The 18,484-nt window shown below is 63.3% G+C and carries 24 protein-coding genes; 5 read left to right on the top strand and 19 right to left on the bottom strand.

Translation table 11 applies throughout. The annotated features are described in order from the left end of the window. Positions 1 to 26: 26 nt before the first annotated feature. The 7 genes from C8D77_RS05325 to C8D77_RS05295 form a co-directional block, all read right to left on the bottom strand. On the bottom strand, positions 27 to 1,202 hold the full coding sequence (locus C8D77_RS05325; RefSeq protein ID WP_109659967.1) for an FAD-dependent monooxygenase: 1,176 nt from the start codon (positions 1,200 to 1,202) through the stop codon (positions 27 to 29). Between the two features lie 181 nt (positions 1,203 to 1,383). Next, entirely contained in the window at positions 1,384 to 1,776 is a 393-nt protein-coding gene (locus C8D77_RS05320; RefSeq protein WP_109659965.1) for a Rid family hydrolase, read from the bottom strand. A gap of 294 nt (positions 1,777 to 2,070) precedes the next feature. Next, positions 2,071 to 2,463: a RidA family protein gene (locus tag C8D77_RS05315; RefSeq protein WP_109659963.1), complete on the bottom strand. Its 393-nt coding sequence runs from the start codon at positions 2,461 to 2,463 to the stop codon at positions 2,071 to 2,073. A 240-nt stretch (positions 2,464 to 2,703) separates the two neighbouring features. Beyond that, positions 2,704 to 3,168, bottom strand: coding sequence for a cupin domain-containing protein (locus C8D77_RS05310; protein WP_109659961.1), 465 nt, complete (start codon positions 3,166 to 3,168; stop codon positions 2,704 to 2,706). Positions 3,169 to 3,300: 132 nt separating this feature from the next. After that, positions 3,301 to 3,849, bottom strand: coding sequence for a DUF4142 domain-containing protein (locus C8D77_RS05305; RefSeq protein ID WP_109659959.1), 549 nt, complete (start codon positions 3,847 to 3,849; stop codon positions 3,301 to 3,303). A 72-nt stretch (positions 3,850 to 3,921) separates the two neighbouring features. Beyond that, positions 3,922 to 4,665 (bottom strand): DUF899 family protein, encoded by a 744-nt coding sequence (locus tag C8D77_RS05300; protein ID WP_170136670.1) that lies wholly within the window; start codon positions 4,663 to 4,665, stop codon positions 3,922 to 3,924. 139 nt (positions 4,666 to 4,804) lie between these two features. After that, positions 4,805 to 5,227, bottom strand: coding sequence for a lysozyme inhibitor LprI family protein (locus C8D77_RS05295; RefSeq protein ID WP_109661291.1), 423 nt, complete (start codon positions 5,225 to 5,227; stop codon positions 4,805 to 4,807). A gap of 182 nt (positions 5,228 to 5,409) precedes the next feature. Here C8D77_RS05295 and C8D77_RS05290 point away from each other — a divergent pair, with 182 nt between their 5' ends. Together C8D77_RS05290 and C8D77_RS05285 are read left to right on the top strand one after the other, a co-directional pair. After that, positions 5,410 to 5,745 (top strand): hypothetical protein, encoded by a 336-nt coding sequence (locus tag C8D77_RS05290; protein WP_109659956.1) that lies wholly within the window; start codon positions 5,410 to 5,412, stop codon positions 5,743 to 5,745. Positions 5,746 to 5,814: 69 nt separating this feature from the next. Continuing rightward, positions 5,815 to 6,075 (top strand): hypothetical protein, encoded by a 261-nt coding sequence (locus tag C8D77_RS05285; protein ID WP_146211764.1) that lies wholly within the window; start codon positions 5,815 to 5,817, stop codon positions 6,073 to 6,075. A gap of 19 nt (positions 6,076 to 6,094) precedes the next feature. Here C8D77_RS05285 and C8D77_RS05280 read toward each other — a convergent pair whose 3' ends face one another. From C8D77_RS05280 to C8D77_RS05260, 5 genes are all read right to left on the bottom strand, one after another. Then, positions 6,095 to 6,919 (bottom strand): carbohydrate ABC transporter permease, encoded by an 825-nt coding sequence (locus C8D77_RS05280; protein ID WP_109659952.1) that lies wholly within the window; start codon positions 6,917 to 6,919, stop codon positions 6,095 to 6,097. Position 6,920: 1 nt separating this feature from the next. Next, positions 6,921 to 7,889 carry a carbohydrate ABC transporter permease gene (locus C8D77_RS05275; protein ID WP_109659950.1) on the bottom strand — a complete coding sequence of 323 codons (969 nt, stop codon included), beginning with the start codon at positions 7,887 to 7,889 and terminating at the stop codon, positions 6,921 to 6,923. 52 nt (positions 7,890 to 7,941) lie between these two features. Further along, positions 7,942 to 9,210 carry an ABC transporter substrate-binding protein gene (locus C8D77_RS05270; protein ID WP_109659948.1) on the bottom strand — a complete coding sequence of 423 codons (1,269 nt, stop codon included), beginning with the start codon at positions 9,208 to 9,210 and terminating at the stop codon, positions 7,942 to 7,944. A 410-nt stretch (positions 9,211 to 9,620) separates the two neighbouring features. Then, entirely contained in the window at positions 9,621 to 10,109 is a 489-nt protein-coding gene (locus C8D77_RS05265) for a GNAT family N-acetyltransferase (RefSeq protein ID WP_109659946.1), read from the bottom strand. Positions 10,110 to 10,114: 5 nt separating this feature from the next. After that, positions 10,115 to 11,017, bottom strand: a complete 903-nt coding sequence (locus C8D77_RS05260) for a lytic transglycosylase domain-containing protein (protein ID WP_109659944.1) — start codon at positions 11,015 to 11,017, stop codon at positions 10,115 to 10,117. Positions 11,018 to 11,198: 181 nt separating this feature from the next. On the opposite strand from C8D77_RS05260, the gene C8D77_RS05255 reads away from it, so the two are divergent. Next, positions 11,199 to 11,768: a methylated-DNA--[protein]-cysteine S-methyltransferase gene (locus tag C8D77_RS05255; RefSeq protein WP_109659942.1), complete on the top strand. Its 570-nt coding sequence runs from the start codon at positions 11,199 to 11,201 to the stop codon at positions 11,766 to 11,768. 31 nt (positions 11,769 to 11,799) lie between these two features. On the opposite strand, the gene C8D77_RS05250 is transcribed toward C8D77_RS05255, so the two are convergent. From C8D77_RS05250 to C8D77_RS05240, 3 genes are all read right to left on the bottom strand, one after another. After that, complete coding sequence (locus C8D77_RS05250) at positions 11,800 to 12,192, bottom strand: nuclear transport factor 2 family protein (RefSeq protein ID WP_245462902.1); 393 nt, start codon at positions 12,190 to 12,192, stop codon at positions 11,800 to 11,802. 118 nt (positions 12,193 to 12,310) lie between these two features. Next, complete coding sequence (locus tag C8D77_RS05245; protein ID WP_109659940.1) at positions 12,311 to 12,700, bottom strand: nuclear transport factor 2 family protein; 390 nt, start codon at positions 12,698 to 12,700, stop codon at positions 12,311 to 12,313. A gap of 1 nt (position 12,701) precedes the next feature. Continuing rightward, positions 12,702 to 13,604, bottom strand: coding sequence for an MBL fold metallo-hydrolase (locus C8D77_RS05240; RefSeq protein WP_170136669.1), 903 nt, complete (start codon positions 13,602 to 13,604; stop codon positions 12,702 to 12,704). Between the two features lie 161 nt (positions 13,605 to 13,765). On the opposite strand from C8D77_RS05240, the gene C8D77_RS05235 reads away from it, so the two are divergent. Further along, on the top strand, positions 13,766 to 14,656 hold the full coding sequence (locus C8D77_RS05235) for a LysR family transcriptional regulator (protein WP_109659935.1): 891 nt from the start codon (positions 13,766 to 13,768) through the stop codon (positions 14,654 to 14,656). A gap of 27 nt (positions 14,657 to 14,683) precedes the next feature. On the opposite strand, the gene C8D77_RS05230 is transcribed toward C8D77_RS05235, so the two are convergent. Continuing rightward, entirely contained in the window at positions 14,684 to 15,013 is a 330-nt protein-coding gene (locus tag C8D77_RS05230) for a hypothetical protein (protein ID WP_109661289.1), read from the bottom strand. Positions 15,014 to 15,290: 277 nt separating this feature from the next. On the opposite strand from C8D77_RS05230, the gene C8D77_RS05225 reads away from it, so the two are divergent. Further along, on the top strand, positions 15,291 to 15,503 hold the full coding sequence (locus tag C8D77_RS05225) for a cold-shock protein (RefSeq protein WP_010910991.1): 213 nt from the start codon (positions 15,291 to 15,293) through the stop codon (positions 15,501 to 15,503). Between the two features lie 427 nt (positions 15,504 to 15,930). Here the strand turns inward: C8D77_RS05225 and C8D77_RS05220 are convergent, their stop codons facing one another. The 3 genes from C8D77_RS05220 to C8D77_RS05210 all read right to left on the bottom strand — a co-directional run bounded on the left by C8D77_RS05220 (position 15,931) and on the right by C8D77_RS05210 (position 18,423). Then, positions 15,931 to 16,539 carry a glutathione S-transferase family protein gene (locus tag C8D77_RS05220; RefSeq protein ID WP_109659933.1) on the bottom strand — a complete coding sequence of 203 codons (609 nt, stop codon included), beginning with the start codon at positions 16,537 to 16,539 and terminating at the stop codon, positions 15,931 to 15,933. A gap of 142 nt (positions 16,540 to 16,681) precedes the next feature. After that, on the bottom strand, positions 16,682 to 17,530 hold the full coding sequence (locus C8D77_RS05215; protein ID WP_109659931.1) for an EAL domain-containing protein: 849 nt from the start codon (positions 17,528 to 17,530) through the stop codon (positions 16,682 to 16,684). Next, on the bottom strand, positions 17,527 to 18,423 hold the full coding sequence (locus C8D77_RS05210; protein WP_109659929.1) for an EAL domain-containing protein: 897 nt from the start codon (positions 18,421 to 18,423) through the stop codon (positions 17,527 to 17,529). Before C8D77_RS05210 ends, C8D77_RS05215 begins: the two co-directional genes overlap by 4 nt. Positions 18,424 to 18,484 lie beyond the last annotated feature (61 nt).

Here is an 18,484-nt window from a genome sequence, read left to right as displayed (position 1 = left end):
CTGAATCCGCTCAAACGCGACGCGCTTTAGAGCGACGCGGCGGCGGCCTCGGCTTCGGCATAGGCGTCGTAATTCCAGACCCAGGCGCGTTCCTGCCGCTGGGCGTCAAGCTTGCGGTCGCGGCTATGCAAGTCGCCGCTAGAGGCGTCATAGCGAGCACCACTCACGCGCGACATGCGCTGGACGCCGGCAGTGCGCTCGCGCCGCAGTTGCTCGTAGAGCAGCAGCGCCCGTGGGGCTGACTTGCGGTCTGCGTGGCTCAGCACCGTCGCCAAGGCAACGGCGTCCTCGATCGCCTGATTGGCTCCTTGCCCGATATGCGGCAGCATCGGGTGGGCGGCGTCACCCAAAAGGGTCAGGCGCCCGCGCGTCCAGGCTGCGAGTGGCTCGCGATCGAACAGGCCCCACCGAAACGTCGCTTTCACCTGGGCAATGATCGTCTCGACCATTGGATCCCAGCCGGCGAACTCCCGGGCAAGGGCGGCGGGATCGCCCCGTGCCGACCATGACTCCTTCATCGGCTCATCGGTCGTGACGAAGCCGACGTAGTTGATGAGCTGTCCGGCGCGCACCGGGAAGACGAGGAAATGCCTGCCTGCACCGAGCCAGTTGCGCATCGCTCCTGGCGACCACGAGACACCAGCCGCCGATATCACCCCTCGATAGGCGACCGATCCCGAATAGAGCGGGGCGGACGGAGCGACGACGAACTGCTGAAGGGTCGAATGGATGCCGTCAGCCGCGATCACGACGTCGGCCGTGCTGCGCACACCATTGGCGAAAGTGATGACGGCCTCATCATCATCCTGCTCGAAGGCGATGCATCTGTGGCCAGCCTTGACGATGTCGGCAGGTAGCCGGTCGACGAACATTGCCAGCAAATCGGCGCGGTGCATGCCGTAAAACTCGATCTGGCCGGCAAGCTCGGGCGGCCACATCGCAGCCGCATAGGAGCCATCGGCGCGACGAAACTGTGGGTCGATCCATCTGGCACCCGAACGGATCAACTCGTCACCGAGGCCGAGCCGCCGAAGCATCCGCACACCGTTCGGTTGGATCGCGACGCCGGCGCCAACCTCGGCCAGCACCGCCGCCTGCTCGTAGAGACGGACGTCCATGCCACGTTGAAGCAGGGCGGCAGCGGTGGCGGCGCCGCCGATCCCGCCACCAACGACCGCCACGCGTAGTGGGCTCGTGCTCATGGTTCCAGCTTCCTCGAGCAGTCGCGTTGGCGCGTGGAGGCACCGGACCACCCGTGGGCAACCTAACGCCGCTGCACAGCGCAGGCAAACGGCGACTGCGTTGAAGGGCATGCGTGTCGCAAATCAGAAAGGCCGAATCCGGTACGAACCTGACCCAGCCTTGGGAGAAGGGAGACCCAGCTCACGCCACCGCGACGCACTCGATCTCGATATCAAACTCCATCGGCCATGACGCCACCGGCACAAAACTCCGCGCCGGCGGGTTCGTGCTGAAGTACTTCGCATAGACCCGGTTGATAGCGTTGTAGAAGCCGGAGTTGACGGCGTAGATGCGCACCATCACCACATTGTCCAGCGAGGTGCCGGCCGCTTCCAGGCAATGTTTCAGCGCCTTCAGCGACGCCTCGGCCTGCACCTCGATGTCGCCGCGCACCATCTCGCCGGTCACCATGTCCACCGGCGGCGTCGCCGAAATGAACACGAAGCCGTTGGCCTTCACCGCTGTCGAACAGGGCAGGCCGAGCGCCCGCACCTTGGCCGACATGACCGGCACTTCGATGATTTCTTTCTTCATGGTGATCCTCCCTCTGGTTTAGATGGGCTGGCGCCAAGGCCCCCTCACCCAGCCTCCGCTTCGCTCGGCTGACCTCTCCCCGAGGGGAGAGGAGCCCGTCAGCGTCGGGCGCCAACCAGCGCCAACGCAACCTCTTCTCCCCTCGGGGGTCCGAAGGACGGGCGAGGCAAGTGACTCGCCCAGGCACAGGTGGCCGCGAAGCGGTCGGATGAGGGGGCCTTTGCGCCAACCTTCAATTGGCGGGAGCTTATCCCGGCACTGGCGGAACGCCAGCGCCGACGCATGGTCCAGGGTTCAAGCCGTTGCCACGCACTCGATTTCGATGTCGAACTCCATCGGCCATGACGCCACCGGCACGAAGGTCCGCGATGGCGGGTTTTCGGGAAAATGCTTGGCATAGACACGGTTGATGGCGTTGTAGAAGCCGGAATTGACGGCGTAGATGCGCACCATCACCACATTGTCCAGCGAAGTGCCGGCCGCTTCCAGGCAGTGCTTCAGCGCCTTCAGCGACGCTTCGGTCTGCGTTTCGATGTCGCCCTTGACCAGCCTGCCGGTCGAGATGTCGAGCGGCGGCGTGCCGGAGACGAAGACCAGCCCCGCGGCCCTGGTCACCAGCGACAGCGGCACGCCGAGCGCGCGCACGGCGGCCGACAGCACCGGCACTTCGATGATTTCCTTCTTCATGGCACTCCTCCCTGGGTTTGCAGGATCGTCGCGCAAGCCCCCTCACCCAGCCTCCGCTTCGCTCGGCTGACCTCTCCCCGAGGGGAGAGGAAACTTGCAGCGCCAACGCTTCCCTCTTCTCCCCTCGGGGAGAAGGTGGCCGCGAAGCGGTCGGATGAGGGGGCCTTGGCGCCATCCTGTAATTGCCGGGAGCTTATCCTTCCGCCGGTGGAACGCCAGCGCCGAACCATAGTCCAGGGCTCACCCCTGCCCCGGATACGGCGTGCCATCCTTGTGCAGGAAACGCCCGTCGGAGCTCGGGCTCATCATGTCGATGTCGGAGCAAGTGATGACATCGTCCTGAAAGCGCGAGCCGACCTCCAGATAAAGCGCGGTCGTGGCGGACCGGTTGATCAGGTGGTGACCGTTGCCGCTGTTCTTGGCAAACGTCGCGCAATCGCCGGCCCTGAGCAGCGTCTCGCCGCCATCCTCGACCAGCGTCAGTTCGCCCTCCAGCAGATAGACGAACTCGTCCTCATGGCTGTGCCAGTGGCGCTGGCTGGACCAGCCGCCTGATGGCAATGTCATCAGGTTGACACCGAAATCGGTGAGGCCACCGGCATCGCCCAGGCGGCGACGCGTGCGGGTGGCGCAGGGGGCATCGAAGGGCGCAGGGTAGCCGGAGCCTTTGCGGACGGGCACGGCGGACAGGTCGATCTTGGGCATGGGTGCCTTCCCTCACAATGGCCGCCGACGTGTGTTGAGATTCAGGTCAGGCCGAGCCTAAAACGATGGTTTCCGAGAACCGGAGCGGAAACCATCGTTTGCAGGCCGGCATCACCTGAATATTGGCACGCGTTAATGCGCCGCCGCCACATCCCTCAGACGCTTCTCATGCATCTTCAGCGTCGGCAGCGTCTTCTTGGCGAACTCCTTCAGCGCCGGGTCGTCGCCCGATCGCGCGTAGGTGGAAAACAGCGCCACCGCCTGCTTGTGCGCCTCGGTCTGCAAGGTGATGTATTTGGCCTGGAAGGCCTCGCCATCCAGCGCCTTGAGCTGGTCCAGCATCGCCTGGTCCTTCGGCAGCAGCGGCGGGCCTTCCGGGGTCACCGACGCGGTGGTCTGGCTCCTCTCCAGCGCTGCCACGAAATCCTGGCCGGCCCTGGTGTGGTCCTTGACCATCAGCGCGGCGAATTCCCTGACGTCGGCGGCGACACCCTTCTCCTCGGCCAGCTTGCTGCTCTCGATCTTGAAGCGGTTGGCGCTGACCAGCGACCTGGAGAACGTCTCGGTGTCGACCTTGTTGCCCGAAACCGGTGGCACGTCGGCAGGCAAGGACTGTTGGGCGAAAGCCGCGGGCACGCCGGCCAGAAGGGCCAGCGTGGCAATGGTGAGATGGCGTCTCATCGATACTCTCCGTGTTGGATCCTCGAAGGTCCAACGCGGCAGATGCGGTGAGGTTGCGCTTCGCCCGGCCCCTCAGTGGCAACACGCCTCCCCATACTGCAGCTGCTCGTTCCACTCTGGCCGCCCTTCCGGCGTGAAATCCATCAAATTCCACAGGATCTCGCAGGTGCCGATGGCGCGCGGGTCCTGGCCGGGCTCCGACGGTGCGAAGCCGAGCTCCGACGACCAGAAATGGCGGATGCCGTCGGCGTCGCGATGGAACACCGACAGCAGCGGGATCTGCGCGCCGTCGGCATCCTCGGCATTGTAGTCGCGCTTGAAGCTGTTGCCGGCCGACGACACCAGCCGCATGTTGCGCCAGCCTCTGTCTCGGCCGAGCGTGACCAGGTTTTCGAGTGCGGTCTTGGCCACCACAGCGAAATTGAGGCCGGCGGCTTCGAGATGGCCGACCGCGCCGTCGAACTGGTCGAGCAACGCCGTGCAGGACGGGCATGGCTGGTCCGGCCGGGCGAGCTTCGCCGTGCCGCCGCTGGTTGCAACCTCGCGCGTCTCCTGCGGGTGGCGCGGAAACATCATGTTGTAGAGGATCAAGCTGTCCTTGCCCGGCGCGAACAGCTCCGAAAATTTGACCTTGGCGGGCCTTCCCTCGGTATCCAGCGCGTCGAACTCATAGTCCTGGCGGATCAGCCCGCCCGGCGGCAGCGCGCGCCGAGCCTCGGCGACCTCCTCCATGACGCGGCGCAGCTCGATTTCCTTGCGCAGCAGTTTTTCGCGCGCGGTGCGGTATCTGGCGGATTCGTTGGGAAAGGTGATCATGGTCGGCTCCTTCAAGTCGCGGCGCCGGCGTACCGGCGCGGTTGCTCTGCGACCCAAGGACGTTTGGCGACGATCGGTTCCGACATTCTTGCACGCGCGCGGCGATGACGGGCCAAACCTTCCCGAGCGTCGGAGTACGCTACTGCGCCGCCGGCACCGGACAGTCCAGGACACCTTCCTCGCAATGGAGATAGCCCTGAAAATCCTTCAGCCTGAGGTTGGTGAGCCCCGCCTGGCAATTGGCGACCACCATCGGACGGACGCTGCCGGCGGTTTCGGGTGGGCCGCCCTGGAAGGCGCATTCGGCGTCGCGGAAGGCGACCCAGGCGCGCTGTGCATCGACCAGAAGTTTCTTCGACCCAGCATTGTCCTTCAGCCGGCCCGCGATCTGCCTGTAGGCCTCGTTGAGCTTCTTGTCGGCCGCGTCGAAATCCTTGCCGGCGCATTCGTCCATGGTCGCCTGGTCCTGCGCATTGGCGCAGTCGTCGGCGGCTCGTGCGGCGCCGACAAAGAGCGGAGCGGCAAGTATCAGGGTGGCAAGGCTGGAGAGCAGAAGCCGCATCATATTTCCTCCGGTTCTAGCAAAGCCCCACGCGGGCGAAGCTTAGCAACCGGATGAGTGCAGGCAAGGTGCGACCTGCCGCCTTGGTGGACAGTTTCTTTCCGAATTCCTCGGATGTGGAACCCGTCCGGCTTTCCCGCATTCTCACCGCGGGTTAAAGCCTGCCCAGCCTGGGGGACAAAATGCACGACGGCGAGATCGACCTGCGCTGCCCGCAAGTGGTGGCCGACAATGCCGCCAAGGGCCTCAGGCTGCGCGAAGAATTTGGCCGTGGCGGCACCGAGATTGGCGTCGCCCGCGCCACCGAACTGAAGAACCGCGAAAAGCTCGCCCCCTCCACCATCCGCCGTATGGTCAGCTATTTCGCCCGCCACGAGATCGACAAGCGCGGCAAGAACTACGGCAATGAGCAAAACCCGTCGGCCGGCTATATCGCCTGGCTGCTGTGGGGCGGCGACGAGGGCCGCGCCTGGGCGCTGGAGCTGAAGAAGAAGATCGGCAACGCACCGGATATCTAGAAGATCGCGCAAGAAGGCGGGTTCCGAAACCCGCCCCGGAACCCGCCATGGAGGAGCTGACGCAAGCCGGTGCAGCCTCCTCCTGTGCCCAGCCAATCGACGATCCCGGATCGGCTGAAATGGTGTAGTGACGCAACGTTAGCATTGGCCGGCGGCCGCCTATGTGAAGCGGTTCACAATGCGCTGGAAAACCCGCTGACGCCAATCGACATGGAGCGACCGGCGCCTTGGGTCGCAGCGCCGGCGTCCCTGCGCTGCCCGCAAGTGGTGGCCGACAATGCCTGGGCAATTGATCTCAAGCGGAAGATCGGCAACGCGCCGGACATCTGAGAACTTCGCCGACCACTCCTCACCCTTTAACCCCGCCGGCGGTGAGGCCGGAGACGATCTTGCGCTGGAAGATCAGGACCAGCACCACCAGCGGCACCGTGACGATCACCGATGCCGCCATGATGTTGCCCCATGGGATCTCGAACTGCGAGTTGCCGGAGAGCAGCGCGATCGCCACCGGCACGGTCCGCTGTGCGTTGTTGGAGGTGAATGTCAGCGCAAACAGGAACTCGTTCCACGCGCCGATGAAGGCCAGCAGGCCGGTGGTCGCCAGCGCCGGCCACATCAGCGGCAGGAAGACACGCGTGATGATGATCCACGGCGTCGCGCCGTCGAGGATCGCCGCCTCCTCGACCTCGACCGGCAGATCGCGGACGAAGGTGGTGAGCACCCAGACGGTGAACGGCAAGGTGAAGATCATGTAGGAGAAGATCAGCGCGAACAGCGAATTGTAGAGACCGAACATGCGGACCAGTTCGAACAGCCCGGCCAGCAGTGCCACCTGCGGGAACATCGACACCGACAGGATTGTGAACAGCAGGGCCGAGCGGCCGCGGAATCGAATACGTGCCAGCGCATAGGCGGCGGTGACCCCGAGCAACAGCGACAGCCCGACGACCGCGCCGGAGACGAAGAGCGAGTTCAACAGGTTTCTTACGAAGCTGCCCTCGGTCAGCACGCTCTTGTAGTTTGCGAGACTGATCGTCGTCGGCCACAGATCGGCCCGAAACAGATCGGTCCCCGATTTCAGGCTGGTGACGATGGCGTAGTAGAACGGGAACACCGCGACGAAGACGATCCCCCCGACCAGCAGGTAAAAGGCCGTGCGCTTCAGGATCCACATATCAGCGGCCTCCGTCCAGGCTTATCCGGCCGATCCGGATGGTGACGATGGTGAGCAGAGCGAGGATCAGGAAGAGCAAGGTCGAGGCGGCGGAGCCATAGGCGAACTTGTCGAACTCGAACAGGTTCTCGCGGGCGAACACCGACATCGACTTGGTGTGCACATTGTTGGGCGTCAGCACATAGATCAGGTCGAAGATGCGCAGTGCATCGAGCGCGCGGAAGATCACGGCCACCATCACCGCCGGGCGGATGAGCGGCAAGGTCACCCGCCAGAAGATCTGCCACGGATTGGCGCCGTCTAGCCTGGCGACCTCTATGATCTCCCTCGGCAGCATCTGCAGCGCGGCCAGGATGAGCAGCGTCATGAACGGTGTCGCCTTCCAGATATCGACGATGAGGACCGCCGCCATCGCCGTGTCGGCGTTGGCCGTCCAGGCGATCTTGCCGCTGATCAGGCCGAGGTTGAGCAGCACGACGTTGATGATGCCGAACTGGTCGTTGAGCATCCATTGCCACATCTTCGCCGAGACGATCGTCGGGATAGCCCAAGGGATCAGGATCGCCGCCCTGACGATGCCGCGGCCTGGGAATTCGGCATTGAGAACCAGGGCAACGATCATGCCGAGGGTGGTCTCGCAGGTCACCGAAATCACAGTGAAACGCACCGTGTTCCAGACGGCACGCCACCAGACCGGGTCGACGAGCAGACCATCGTAGAGGTTGCGGCCGCTCGGCATGTGCAGCACCGAGAAGTAATTGGCAAAGCCGACCCATTGGCGCGCGTCGAGGTCGGCCAGCGAGGCGTCGGTGAAGCTGAAATAGACCGTGCGGGCAAGCGGCCAGCCGGCCGCCGCGGCGAGCACCAGAAGCATTGGCGCCAGGAAAAGCCACGCCGAGCGAACGCGCTGTGCCGTCAACGGCGAGTGCGCAGCCCTGGCTGTTTCAGGTAGCGGTTTCATTCTTGTCATCTCGCACCCGCTCGTTGTGGTCCCGCCGGGCGGATGCCCCGGCATCGTCGCGTCACCAGCCCCGGCCCTTCAGCTTGGTCAGCATCGCTTCGAGGTCGGCCAGATTGTCGGCGGCAGTGCCGTCGCCCGAGAGCGTGTTGTGAACGGCGTTCCAGAACTGGCTCGACGCCTCGTTGTATTTGATCCTGGTCGCGGCCGAGGGGCGCGGCACCGCATTGAGAAAGATCCGCTTCCAGCGCGGAACAATCGGCTGTTCCCTGGCGATGTCGGCATCGTCATAGAGCGCCTGGATAGTCGGCAGGTTGGACGTCTTCAGCGTCCGGTATTTCTGCATCGCGGGCGAGGCGATGAACTTGACCAGCTCGATCGCGGCATCCGGATGCTTCGAATATTTGGAGACGGCGAGGTTCCAGCCGCCCAGGGTCGCGACCGCTCGGGCGCCTTCGCCGGTGCCGGCCGGCAGCGGTGCCACGTCGAACTTGCCCGTGATCGGCGAGCCCTCGCCGTTGCCGAGTGCATAGGCATAGGGCCAGTTGCGCATGAAGACCGCGTTGCCGGTCTGCCAGACGCCGCGCGATTCCTCTTCCTGGTAGGCGAGTACGCCGGGAGGCGCGATGGTCCCGACCCAGCCCTTGATCATATCGAGCATCGCCGCCGCTTTTGGGTTGTTGATGGAGATGGAGCCGTCCGGCTCGATGATCTGGCCGCCGCCATTCGACATCACCCATTCGAGCGCGTCGCAGGTCAGCCCCTCATAGGCATTGCCCTGGAAGACGAAGCCCCAGATATCCCGATTGCCGGCCGCACGCTCCTTGTCCATGACCAGCTTGGCGGTGTCTGCCAGTTCCTTCCAGGTGGCTGGCGCCTTGGCGCCATATTTGTCGAGGAGATCCTTGCGGTAGTAGAGCGCCGGCGCATCGGTGAAGATCGGCAAGGCGACGAGCTTGCCATTGACGGTCTGCGACTGGATGATCGATGGGAAATGCTCAGCTACGATGTCCTTGGTCGCTGCGGTCAAATCCACGAGCTGGCTGGCAAGCTGCGGCGCCCAGATGACATCGGTCTGGTAGACGTCGATGTCGCTGTTTCCCGCGGCGAGCCAAAGCCGGTACTGGCCGAACTGGTCGGTCCCGGACGTCGGCATGACGACGATGCTGACCTTGTTGCCGCTGTCTTTCTCGTAACGGTCGAGGATCTCGCGCAGCACCTTGATGCCGTCGCCGGTATCGCCCGACACGATCGACAGCTCGACGGCCCGCGCCGGCGTGCCAACCAGCATGGTGGCGACGCCGAGCGCCAGGAGTGCGTGAAAAAGCTTCATGATGGTGGATGTCCTCTGCGGTCGGCGACGGAAAATCCTCCCACGCGCCGGCAGCTTGTCAGACCCCACCTTCCATTGAATGCGAAGCAGCGCTTTGGGTTCCCAAATCACGCCATTCCTGCGTGGGGCGACATGCATTAGGGTGTGTTGAGATTCAGGTCAGGCCGAGTCGAAAGCGGCTGATACCGAGAACCGGAGCGGAGCGTACTTGAAGTACATGAGCACCGTTCTACTGCGATGCAGTAGAACGGGGAAGCGCAGGGAACCGTCGCTTTTCAGGCCGGTATCACCTGAATATCAGCACACCCTAATGCATGTCGCCCAAAAGTGACCTCGGTTTTGGGAAAACGACATGCCTAAAAACAAAGACCTAAAGCGCGTCGCCTGAATCCGTTCAAACGCGACGCGCTTTAGCCTTCCCAGGCGACAGGCATCATCCCCAGCCGCTCGTAGAGCCGGACGGCGGCGGGATTCTCGACCGTGTTGGTCTTGAGGTCGACATGATCGGCGCCGCGTTCGTGAAAAATGGCGAAGGCGTGCCACATCAGCGCCTCGCCAATACCCTTGCCACGCGCCTCGGGATGAACGGCAAGGTCCTTCACGAAGGCGCGGGTCCAGCACAGCGCCGCCGCCGCCAGCCGGCCCTTGGCGTCGATGACGAGGAAGCACAGTGCCGGGTCGAATTCGGGATCGTCCGCGATACGCGGCCACCACTCGTCGAACGGACCATCGGCACCGTCGTCGAACACCTCGGTCAACAGCGCATGCAGGGGCAGCGCATCACCGGGCTCGAAGCTACGCATGACAAAACCGTCCGGCCAATGCGGCGGAACCAGCGTCTCGTCGAGGATCTTGCGCAGCCGGATGTCGTTCAGAGCCGGCGGGCGCGGTTCAGGCATCGCGCTCAGGCGTCGGGCTGCAGGCGGCGGCGCTTGCGGTCGACACCGAGGCCGGTTGCCTCGAGCAGGCCCTTGCGCTTGGCGTCGAAATAGTAGCCGGTCTGGTAGAGCCAGTCGGCCTTCTTGGCATTGCCGCCCGCCACCAGCCAGGCGCCGCGCAGATATTTGACCGCATATTTCAGATTGGTCTCGGCGTCGAACAGGCCCTTGGCCGGTCCGTCATAGCCCATGCCGCGCGCCGTCGCGTGCTTGATCTGCATCAGCCCCCAATGGCCATTATTGTAGGCTTTCGGGTTGAAGGTGCTCTCGCGGTTGACGACATGGCGCACCAGGTCCACCGGCACTTGGTAGAGTGCGGCATATTTCTCGATCAGCCGCTCGACATCGCCACGCACGCCCGTCGCGTGTTCTTCCGTCGGCCCGACCGGACCCTGCACCAGGGCGGCCGGATTCTGCGGCACGACATAGGCGACCTGCTGGACGCCGGGCATCCGGTCGCCCTTGGCGGTCGCCGGCATGACGAGCCCCGCGGTCGTATAGCTCTCGGCCGCCTTGACCGGCTCGCTCGCATTTGCCGGCGGCGGCGCCTGCCAGGCATTGGCGGTCATCACGGCGGGCACGGCTGGTGCCGCCGGCGTCGAACCGGCGAAGGCGGCGGTCACTGCCGCCGGTTGCGCGGTGGGATCGAGCGGCAGCTCGGCTGTCTGAACGGGGGCAATACCGGATGATTCCGGCAGCACCGAAACGGTCTCCGGCAGCGGCACGGTGAAGCCGGCGTCAGTGCCGGCGACGGTCGCGGTTTCGGTAAGAGCAGGCGCAGATTTCATCTGCGAGGTCGACGTGCAGCCGCTGATGCCGGCGGCGGCCAGGATCACGCCGATCGCGATAAGGTTGAGTTTTGCTGGCAAGCCGCGCTCGGGTCCGATTTGTCGGGTTGTTAAGAAATCCCTTACACCAGCGATTCATGACCGGCAATCGGGGCTACCAGGTGGTTTTCGGGTGGCGAGACGCGGGCGGTGATGCCATATTGTTCTGGATATGTACTGGGACGAATCCCGGTTTTCGCCACTTTGCGGAAAGGAACGCATGATGGACACGACAGCTTCGATCACGGCCGGCCACGCAGTGTTAGAAACAGTGATCGGTTTCATGGGCATTGCGTGGAGCGAAAAGGGCCTGATCCGGCTCTGCCTGCCCGAACGCAGCCGCGAGGCGGTGGAGCGGCGCCTGCTGCGCCATGGCGGCGTTTCCGCCTCCACGGCGCAGCCGCCATGGGTGGTCGAGCTGATCGCAGCGATCAAAGCCTATGCGGCGGGCGAGGACGTCGATTTCTCCGGCGTGCCGGTCGATCTCGACGGCGTCGACGATTTCCGCCTCGCCATTTACGACGCGGCGCGAAAACTGTCCTTCGGCGAAACTACCACCTATGGCGAGCTGGCAAAAACCGCCGGCCATGCAGGGCTCGCCCGTGAGACCGGGGCGGCGCTTGGCGCCAATCCGGTGCCGCTGGTCATCCCTTGCCATCGCATCCTTGCCGCCGGCGGCAAGATCGGCGGCTTCTCGGCGCCGGGCGGCTCGGTCACCAAGGAGAAGATGCTGGCCATGGAAGGCGTGCGCGTCGGCCCGCCGCCACCGGCGCAGGTTTCCTTCGGGTTTTGAGTGGTTGCCGGTGCCGGACTAGAAGCCTGGATCAGTACATCGGGCGCTTGTTGGCCGGGTTGGCAGGCACTGGCTGCATCACGTCCCAATGCTCGGCGATCTTACCGTTTTTAACGCGGAAAATATCCATGATGACGGTTTCGGGCGTGTCAGCTGTTTTAGGCTGAACGACCTGGGTCATGACGAGGTCGCCTTCGGCGACCACCCGCTTGAAGTCGACCGTCTGTTTCGGCCAATGAGCAACTCCCACGCTTTTGAGAAGCTTTTTGACCGAGTCTCGGCCATCCGTCATCGTCGGGTTATGCTGAATGTAAGCCTCGGCCCAATAACGGTCCAGCGCGGTGAGATCATGATCGCCGAACAGCGCTTGATAGGCCTTCAGGACGAGCGCCTTGTTTTTCTGGGTTAGTTCCTGTTGCTGCACTGCCTTGACGGGCTTGGTGTTCCCGCATTTGCGACGGCGGCAAGGGCCACGACTGCGAAAGCAGCGGCCGCAAAGGATTTAAGTTGCAGCATCGATGTCTCCTTGGGTTGTGTGGTTGTCAGGTCAGTGCGCGCGCGACGAGCACCGTATCGACATACTGCCGCATACGGATGATCTTGCCGTCCCGCAGTTCGTAGAGGTGAGCGAAGGGAGCCGTCATGGATTTTCCTGTCGCCTTGTACGTACCGGAATACACGCCGAAGGCCGCCACCCGCTCGCCATCGGCAATGAAGCTGTGCACGTCGGCGTGATACCCGGTCCATTCCGAGCCAAGCCGCTTGAAGACACCCTGCATCAGGGCGTCGACACCGACATAGGTGCCGGCATAGGGGAATCCTTCCGCCTCGGTCCATTCGATATCGGGGGAAAGAACGGCCAGCAGATTGCGGCCGTTCTCCTCGGAAGTTCCCTCGTAGGTTCTGCGGATCAAATCGAGGTTCGTCGCCATCTCAGCCCCACTTCATCTCGCCCTTGGCGACCTTGGATCCGATATCGAGGGCTACACCCATACCGAGGCCGGGGAAGCGGGCCTCCATGGCTGCCTTCAACGCGGCGCTGTCGGCCGCCTTGTCCAGCTCTTCCTCGAAGGCGAGCAGATAGGACCTGGTGAACTCCACGGCCGAAGGACCGATCGCGGCATCGAGGGCCATGTGGCCAGGCACCACGACGGCGGGCTTGCGGGCAGCGATCGCATCCAGCGTCTTGACCCAAGCGGCGCGGCTTTCCTTGGTTTGCGTGTCAGCGGTCCAGACATGAACGCCCGAGAAGATCATCACCCCGCCGAAAACGGCATTGAGCGACGGCACGAACAGATATCGGCGGTTGGCTAGTCCTTGTTCCGCATTGACGATCTCGACAGTCTCGCCATCGACGGTCAGCTTTGCGCCGTCGAAGGCCTCCGGGAAGACGATGTCGGACAGCGCCTGCGGACCATTTTCCTTCAATTGTGGGCCCCAGACGGCGAGCTTCTTTTCCACATTGCCCTTGATGGCGTCCAGCGTGGTGGAGGCAGCGATCACTTTTGCTTCCGGGAAGGCCTCCCGCACCGGCTTCAGGCTGAAGTAGTAATCGGGATCGGACTGAGTGACGTAGATGGTGGTCAGCTTCTTGCCGGTTGCCTTGATGGCATCGGCGAGCGCCCTGCCGTCCGGATAGGTGAAGCCGCCGTCGATCAACAGGGCTTCGCTCGGTCCCGACAGCAGCACCGGAGCACGGAAGAAGCCGTTTGGACCTGCCGGGAAATGTTTCCAGCCAAGCTTGGCGCTGGCGGCCTGGCTGCTGTCGATGGGGGCGAAAACGGCGGTTGCGCCAAGGGCCAATGAGGTCTTCATGATCTGTCTCCTCGTGAACATGGAATATCTCCGGTGCGTGAATGAGGTCAGGCCGCGATGGCAGTCCGCGGGTCCGTCTCTGGTTGAGCGAACAGCGCGGAAGGTACCTCCACTGGATTAATTGATAAATTGTCTATAATAATACACACTGTATGGCATAAGCTTACAATCTGAGGCGTCACGTGGAACCAATCAACCTCAACCGCCTCGCCTATTTTGCCACCGTGATCGACGCAGGCTCGTTTACCCGGGCAGCCGAGCGACTTGGCATCACGAAAGCCGTCGTCAGCCAACAGGTCGCCCGCCTTGAAACCGAGCTTAAGACCGCGCTTCTCGTGCGTACGACGCGGCGGCTCGAGCCGACCGAAGCAGGCCGCCTTTTGCACGCACGCTGCGTTCTGATCCTGCGGGATGTTGAAGAGGCAGTCGCTGAGGTCGGCGAGATCAATACCGAAGTGGCTGGTGTGCTGCGCGTTTCCGCATCCAATGACTATGGCGCGATCGTGCTGGCCCCGATCGCCGCCCGCTTTCGCCAGAAATTTCCTGCCTGCGGCGTCGAACTGTTCATTTCCGATGCCATAATTGATTTGATCGGCAACAAGATAGACCTGTCCATCCGGGTTGGCTGGCTTGAAGACTCCAGCCAGCAGGCCCGCCGCATAGGCACTTTCCGGCAAATTCTGGTCGCGTCGCGGGATTTCGCCGCCGGGGTCAGGGTGGACAAGCCAGAAGATCTTTCTCCCTTGCCGCTCGTTGCCAATGCCGTGCTGCGCAAGCCCTTTACCTGGAGCTTCACGCGAGATGATTTTGAGCCTCGCACCGTCACCATGCGCGAGGCGTTCTCCATCAACTCAACCCCGGCGGTACTGGAAGCCACGCTGGCCGGCGGCGGGGTGGCGGTTTTGCCGGACTATCTCGTCGTCGATTATCTGTCGCAGGGTCGCCTCGTCCATATGCTGCCGGACTGGGAGCTGCCCTCGGGCGGCATTCACGTGGTTTATCCGGCGGCGCGCTTTCGCCCACAAAAAGTGACGCAGTTCGTGTCCATGCTCATGGAACACATTCGAGATTGAGAGCAATCGCTGCCGGTTGAGAAGCCCTTAATTGTTATGGAAGAACCGCCGGCGGAAATGCCGGTCATTGTCCGGCCGCTTGCAATTGTAGACCGGGCAGGACTTGGTGTCGGCGCTCGGCACGTAGGCGCGCGTCCTCACCTCGCCCATGGTGCAGAATTGCTGGCTCTGCACATAGCGGTCATAGAGCGGCAATCCCGGCACACGTGTCGACTGGTAGCGCAGTATGACGGCGCCCTGCCGGGCGATCGTCGCCTGAACCTTGCCGCAACTCATGCGGGTCGGATCGTAGCGCGAGACCGCCTGCGCCTCGGCGGCCACCAGCGTCAGGCAGGCGGCAAGCAGAATGGTTTTCATGGTCCTCTCCCCTGATCCGCCGCTCGAGGACAGCGTGATCTGTCGCAACGTTTTCAGCAGATTGGGGCAGCCGTTGGGCAGCGCCGCGATCACGGCTTTCTCACGCAGTCTTGTTTTTTATGCGAAACCAGCCTATATGCGTTCCATTGATATTTCGGCCGATCGATCCGGGCCTCGCGATCTTCGCGTTTGCTGACGTCTATCTCCAAAATCTCGATGCACACCGGCTGGACCTCGGTCTGGTCAAACTAAAGCAAATGTTGAAGGACTATCTAAAATGGCAACTGGAACGGTCAAGTGGTTCAACGCCACCAAGGGCTTCGGCTTCATTCAGCCTGACGCGGGCGGCGCGGACGTTTTCGTCCACATCTCCGCTGTCGAGCGTGCTGGACTGTCGACCCTGGTCGAAGGCCAGAAGATCAACTTCGAGATCGAGCAGGACCGCCGCACTGGCAAGTCGTCCGCTGGATCTCTGAGCAAGGCAGCCTGATTTTGCGAAGTGCGCGCGCCGGGCGAGAGTTCGGGGCGCGCGGCAAGTCACGGATGTACTGACAGTCGCGCGAGAAGCGCGCTGGAGCGGAAAGACCCGACAAGCTGGATCAGCAGATAGCTGCCAGCCCGGACCGGACGCTCCCGATCAGGCTACCAAGCATGGGAAGGCGGGATTTATCCCGCCTTTTTGCTGTCTGGGGTTGAGCGCTGCCGGCGATACAGCATCCTTCTCCCCGTCTCTATACGGGGAGAAGTGCCCGGCAGGGCGATGAGGGGCAGCGCCGACGCTTCAGAACTGCCCATTTAGTATAGTACTGACTAGGAAAGGTTGGCGCCGCCCCTCATCTGGCTGCCGCCATCTTCTCCCCGTATAGAGACGGGGAGAAGGACGCTGTGGTACGGCTTTCGCCAATCGTCGGCGTTGCTTATCCCACCCACTCGATCGGCACATGCCCCGGATCGGCCTCCACCCTTTTCAGCCACGCCGCCACCGCCGGATAGGCGTCGAGCTGGAAGCCGCCCTGCTCTGCCGTATGCGTATAGGCATAGAGCGCGATATCGGCGACGCTGAGCGCGCCACCGGCGAAGAAGGCGTTGTTTTCCAGATGCTTGTTCATCACGCCGAGCGCCTTGTTGCCGCGCTCCAGCGTCACCGCCAGCCGCTCCGGCGTTGCATCCGCGGCTCTTTCTGGAAAGGTCAGCAGCGCCTTGCGCACGGCGATGTAGGGTTCGTGGCTGTACTGTTCGAAGAACAGCCATTGGTAGGCGAGCCCGCGCTCATATCTGTCGACCGGCAGGAAGCGCGTGCCTTCGGCGAGATAGAGCAGGATGGCATTGGATTCGGCCAGCCGCCGGCCGTCATCGAGTTCGAGCAGCGGCACCATGGCGTTCGGGTTCTTGGCGACAAAATCGGCTTTGCGCGTGTCGCCGGTGTGCGAGCTCACCTCGATAGTGGTGAACGCAAGGCCAAGCTTGGCCATCAGCAGGCGCGGCTTGTAGCAATTGCCGCTGTCGATCATGCTGTACAGTATCATGGCTATTCCCCCGAGCGCTGTCTCCACTGGCGCAACTATCGCAGCGGCGGCGTCCTCAACCAATGATTTGTTTTGGTACGACCATCAGCGCCGCTGATGCAAAGCGTCCAAGGGCGCTCACGGCACCAATCGTCGGCATGCCCTAGCCAAAAAGGGGCACGACCTTGTTGTCCCTGCCCAGCAGCGTATCGATGACCAGCGGTTTTTCCTCGAATACCGTGCCGGCAAGCGCGGGGCGGGCGAGAAGAAAACCCTGCAGCAGGTCGACGCCGCCTTCGAGCGCGACGCGCAGATGGGTGGGCTGCTCGATGCCCTCGACCAGCACCTTGGCGCCACGGTCATGCAGGCTGGAAACCAGCGGGCGGAAGAACCGCTCGGCGGCAGCGTGGCGGCAGAACTCGGCGAACCAGGTGCCGTCGATCTTGACGATATCGGGCCTGAGCAGGCTCACCCGCTCCTCGGTCGAGTGCCCGGTGCCGAAATCGTCGATGGCGATGCGGATGCCGTCGCGCCGCATTTCGCGCGCCAACCGGGCAAGAAGCGCGTCATCGGCGGCCTGTTCGGTGATTTCGCAGACCAGCATGGCCGGCGCGAGGCCGAAATCGGCGAGATGCCTGGTCATCAGCCGGATCTCGGCCAACGCTCGCCCGGGATGGTCGTTGATCAGCGGATTGTAGTTGAAGAACAGATCGAGCCCGTCGACGCCGATGTTGCGAAAATTCCTGAGATGCAGCGCCCGGCACATGGTCTCGACAAACAGCCGGTCCGAGGCGGCAATGCTTTCGAAGAAAACCCGCGGTGCGCCGGGCCGGCCGGCACGGTGCGGCTCGATCAGAGCTTCGACCGCGACAGCATGAAGGAACCGACCACGCGGCGCCAAAATCGGCTGATAGGCGCTGCGCAGCCGGAACTCGCCATAGATGCCGTATTCGATGCCGACTTCGTCGACCTGGATCGCATCGCCGACATTGCGCCGCCGTTCAGGCCTCATGACGCCACCCTGCGCCCGAACGCCTTCACCGGCCGCGCCGAATGCGGTGCCGGGGCTGGAGCAGGCGTGTCGCCGACGGCAGCAACGACAGGTGCCTGCCTGGTCTTGCCGAAGACGCGAAAACTGGTCGGCGCCAGTTCGGGCCGCGCCAGCACGAAACCCTGCACCATCGACGCCCCTGACTTCTCGGCAAGCTCCAATTGCCAGCCCTCCTCGATGCCCTCGAATACCGTGCGGATGCCTTGCTCCTCGAAGCTTTTCACCATGGTGGTCAGCAACGCGAAGCCGGCACCGGATTCCATCAGTTGCGTGATCCAGAAGGCATCGAACTTGACGATATCCGGCTTCAGCTCCTTGATGCGGTTGATGTCGGAATCGTCGGCGCCATAATCGTCGACGGCGATGCGAAAGCCGTTGGCTCTCAGCGCCGCGACAAAGTTGTGCAGGGTTTCCTGCGATGCCGACCGCTGCTCGGTCACCTCGCAGACGACACGGCGCGGATCGATGCCGGCCTCATGCAGCACCAGCCGCATTTCGCGCAAGGCGGCGTCGGCAACGGTGCGTTCGGTGAACACCGACGGATCGAAATTGACGAAGATCGACGCCTCCTGCGGCAGGCAGGCGCCGGCGTTCAGAAGATGCAGCGTCCTGGTCAGCGCCTCGATGTGCAGACGGTCGGCGGCCGGGCAGGTCGAGAAGAAATTCATCGGCGATTGCGGCTCGCCGTCACGGAACGGCCGGATCAGCCCTTCGAACGCGGCCACCGACAGCTTGCCTTCGTTGAAGGCGAAGATCGGCTGGAAGGCGCTTTGCAGCGTGTAGATGCCCCAGACACCGGTGGAGGTGCCGTCGTCCTGACGGATGATGTGGGCAAGCCCGACGCTGCGCGACACGGTTCCTCGCTCCGCAATTGGATTGCGATCCTGCCACTCAAGCCTCTACCGTCTGTTAATG

The organism is Mesorhizobium loti, assembly GCF_003148495.1.
Lineage (GTDB): Bacteria > Pseudomonadota > Alphaproteobacteria > Rhizobiales > Rhizobiaceae > Mesorhizobium > Mesorhizobium loti.
This window is presented reverse-complemented; position numbering and strand designations above follow the sequence as displayed.

What these genes read in the sequence shown, in the direction of transcription:
- C8D77_RS05325 (WP_109659967.1), bottom strand. Translation starts at nt 1,202, where the DNA reads ATGAGCACGAGCCCACTACGCGTGGCGGTCGTTGGTGGCGGGATCGGC.
- C8D77_RS05320 (WP_109659965.1), bottom strand. Translation starts at nt 1,776, where the DNA reads ATGAAGAAAGAAATCATCGAAGTGCCGGTCATGTCGGCCAAGGTGCGG.
- C8D77_RS05315 (WP_109659963.1), bottom strand. Translation starts at nt 2,463, where the DNA reads ATGAAGAAGGAAATCATCGAAGTGCCGGTGCTGTCGGCCGCCGTGCGC.
- C8D77_RS05310 (WP_109659961.1), bottom strand. Translation starts at nt 3,168, where the DNA reads ATGCCCAAGATCGACCTGTCCGCCGTGCCCGTCCGCAAAGGCTCCGGC.
- C8D77_RS05305 (WP_109659959.1), bottom strand. Translation starts at nt 3,849, where the DNA reads ATGAGACGCCATCTCACCATTGCCACGCTGGCCCTTCTGGCCGGCGTG.
- C8D77_RS05300 (WP_170136670.1), bottom strand. Translation starts at nt 4,665, where the DNA reads ATGATCACCTTTCCCAACGAATCCGCCAGATACCGCACCGCGCGCGAA.
- C8D77_RS05295 (WP_109661291.1), bottom strand. Translation starts at nt 5,227, where the DNA reads ATGCGGCTTCTGCTCTCCAGCCTTGCCACCCTGATACTTGCCGCTCCG.
- C8D77_RS05290 (WP_109659956.1), top strand. Translation starts at nt 5,410, where the DNA reads ATGCACGACGGCGAGATCGACCTGCGCTGCCCGCAAGTGGTGGCCGAC.
- C8D77_RS05280 (WP_109659952.1), bottom strand. Translation starts at nt 6,919, where the DNA reads ATGTGGATCCTGAAGCGCACGGCCTTTTACCTGCTGGTCGGGGGGATC.
- C8D77_RS05275 (WP_109659950.1), bottom strand. Translation starts at nt 7,889, where the DNA reads ATGACAAGAATGAAACCGCTACCTGAAACAGCCAGGGCTGCGCACTCG.
- C8D77_RS05270 (WP_109659948.1), bottom strand. Translation starts at nt 9,210, where the DNA reads ATGAAGCTTTTTCACGCACTCCTGGCGCTCGGCGTCGCCACCATGCTG.
- C8D77_RS05265 (WP_109659946.1), bottom strand. Translation starts at nt 10,109, where the DNA reads ATGCCTGAACCGCGCCCGCCGGCTCTGAACGACATCCGGCTGCGCAAG.
- C8D77_RS05255 (WP_109659942.1), top strand. Translation starts at nt 11,199, where the DNA reads ATGGACACGACAGCTTCGATCACGGCCGGCCACGCAGTGTTAGAAACA.
- C8D77_RS05245 (WP_109659940.1), bottom strand. Translation starts at nt 12,700, where the DNA reads ATGGCGACGAACCTCGATTTGATCCGCAGAACCTACGAGGGAACTTCC.
- C8D77_RS05240 (WP_170136669.1), bottom strand. Translation starts at nt 13,604, where the DNA reads ATGTTCACGAGGAGACAGATCATGAAGACCTCATTGGCCCTTGGCGCA.
- C8D77_RS05230 (WP_109661289.1), bottom strand. Translation starts at nt 15,013, where the DNA reads ATGAAAACCATTCTGCTTGCCGCCTGCCTGACGCTGGTGGCCGCCGAG.
- C8D77_RS05225 (WP_010910991.1), top strand. Translation starts at nt 15,291, where the DNA reads ATGGCAACTGGAACGGTCAAGTGGTTCAACGCCACCAAGGGCTTCGGC.
- C8D77_RS05220 (WP_109659933.1), bottom strand. Translation starts at nt 16,539, where the DNA reads ATGATACTGTACAGCATGATCGACAGCGGCAATTGCTACAAGCCGCGC.
- C8D77_RS05215 (WP_109659931.1), bottom strand. Translation starts at nt 17,530, where the DNA reads ATGAGGCCTGAACGGCGGCGCAATGTCGGCGATGCGATCCAGGTCGAC.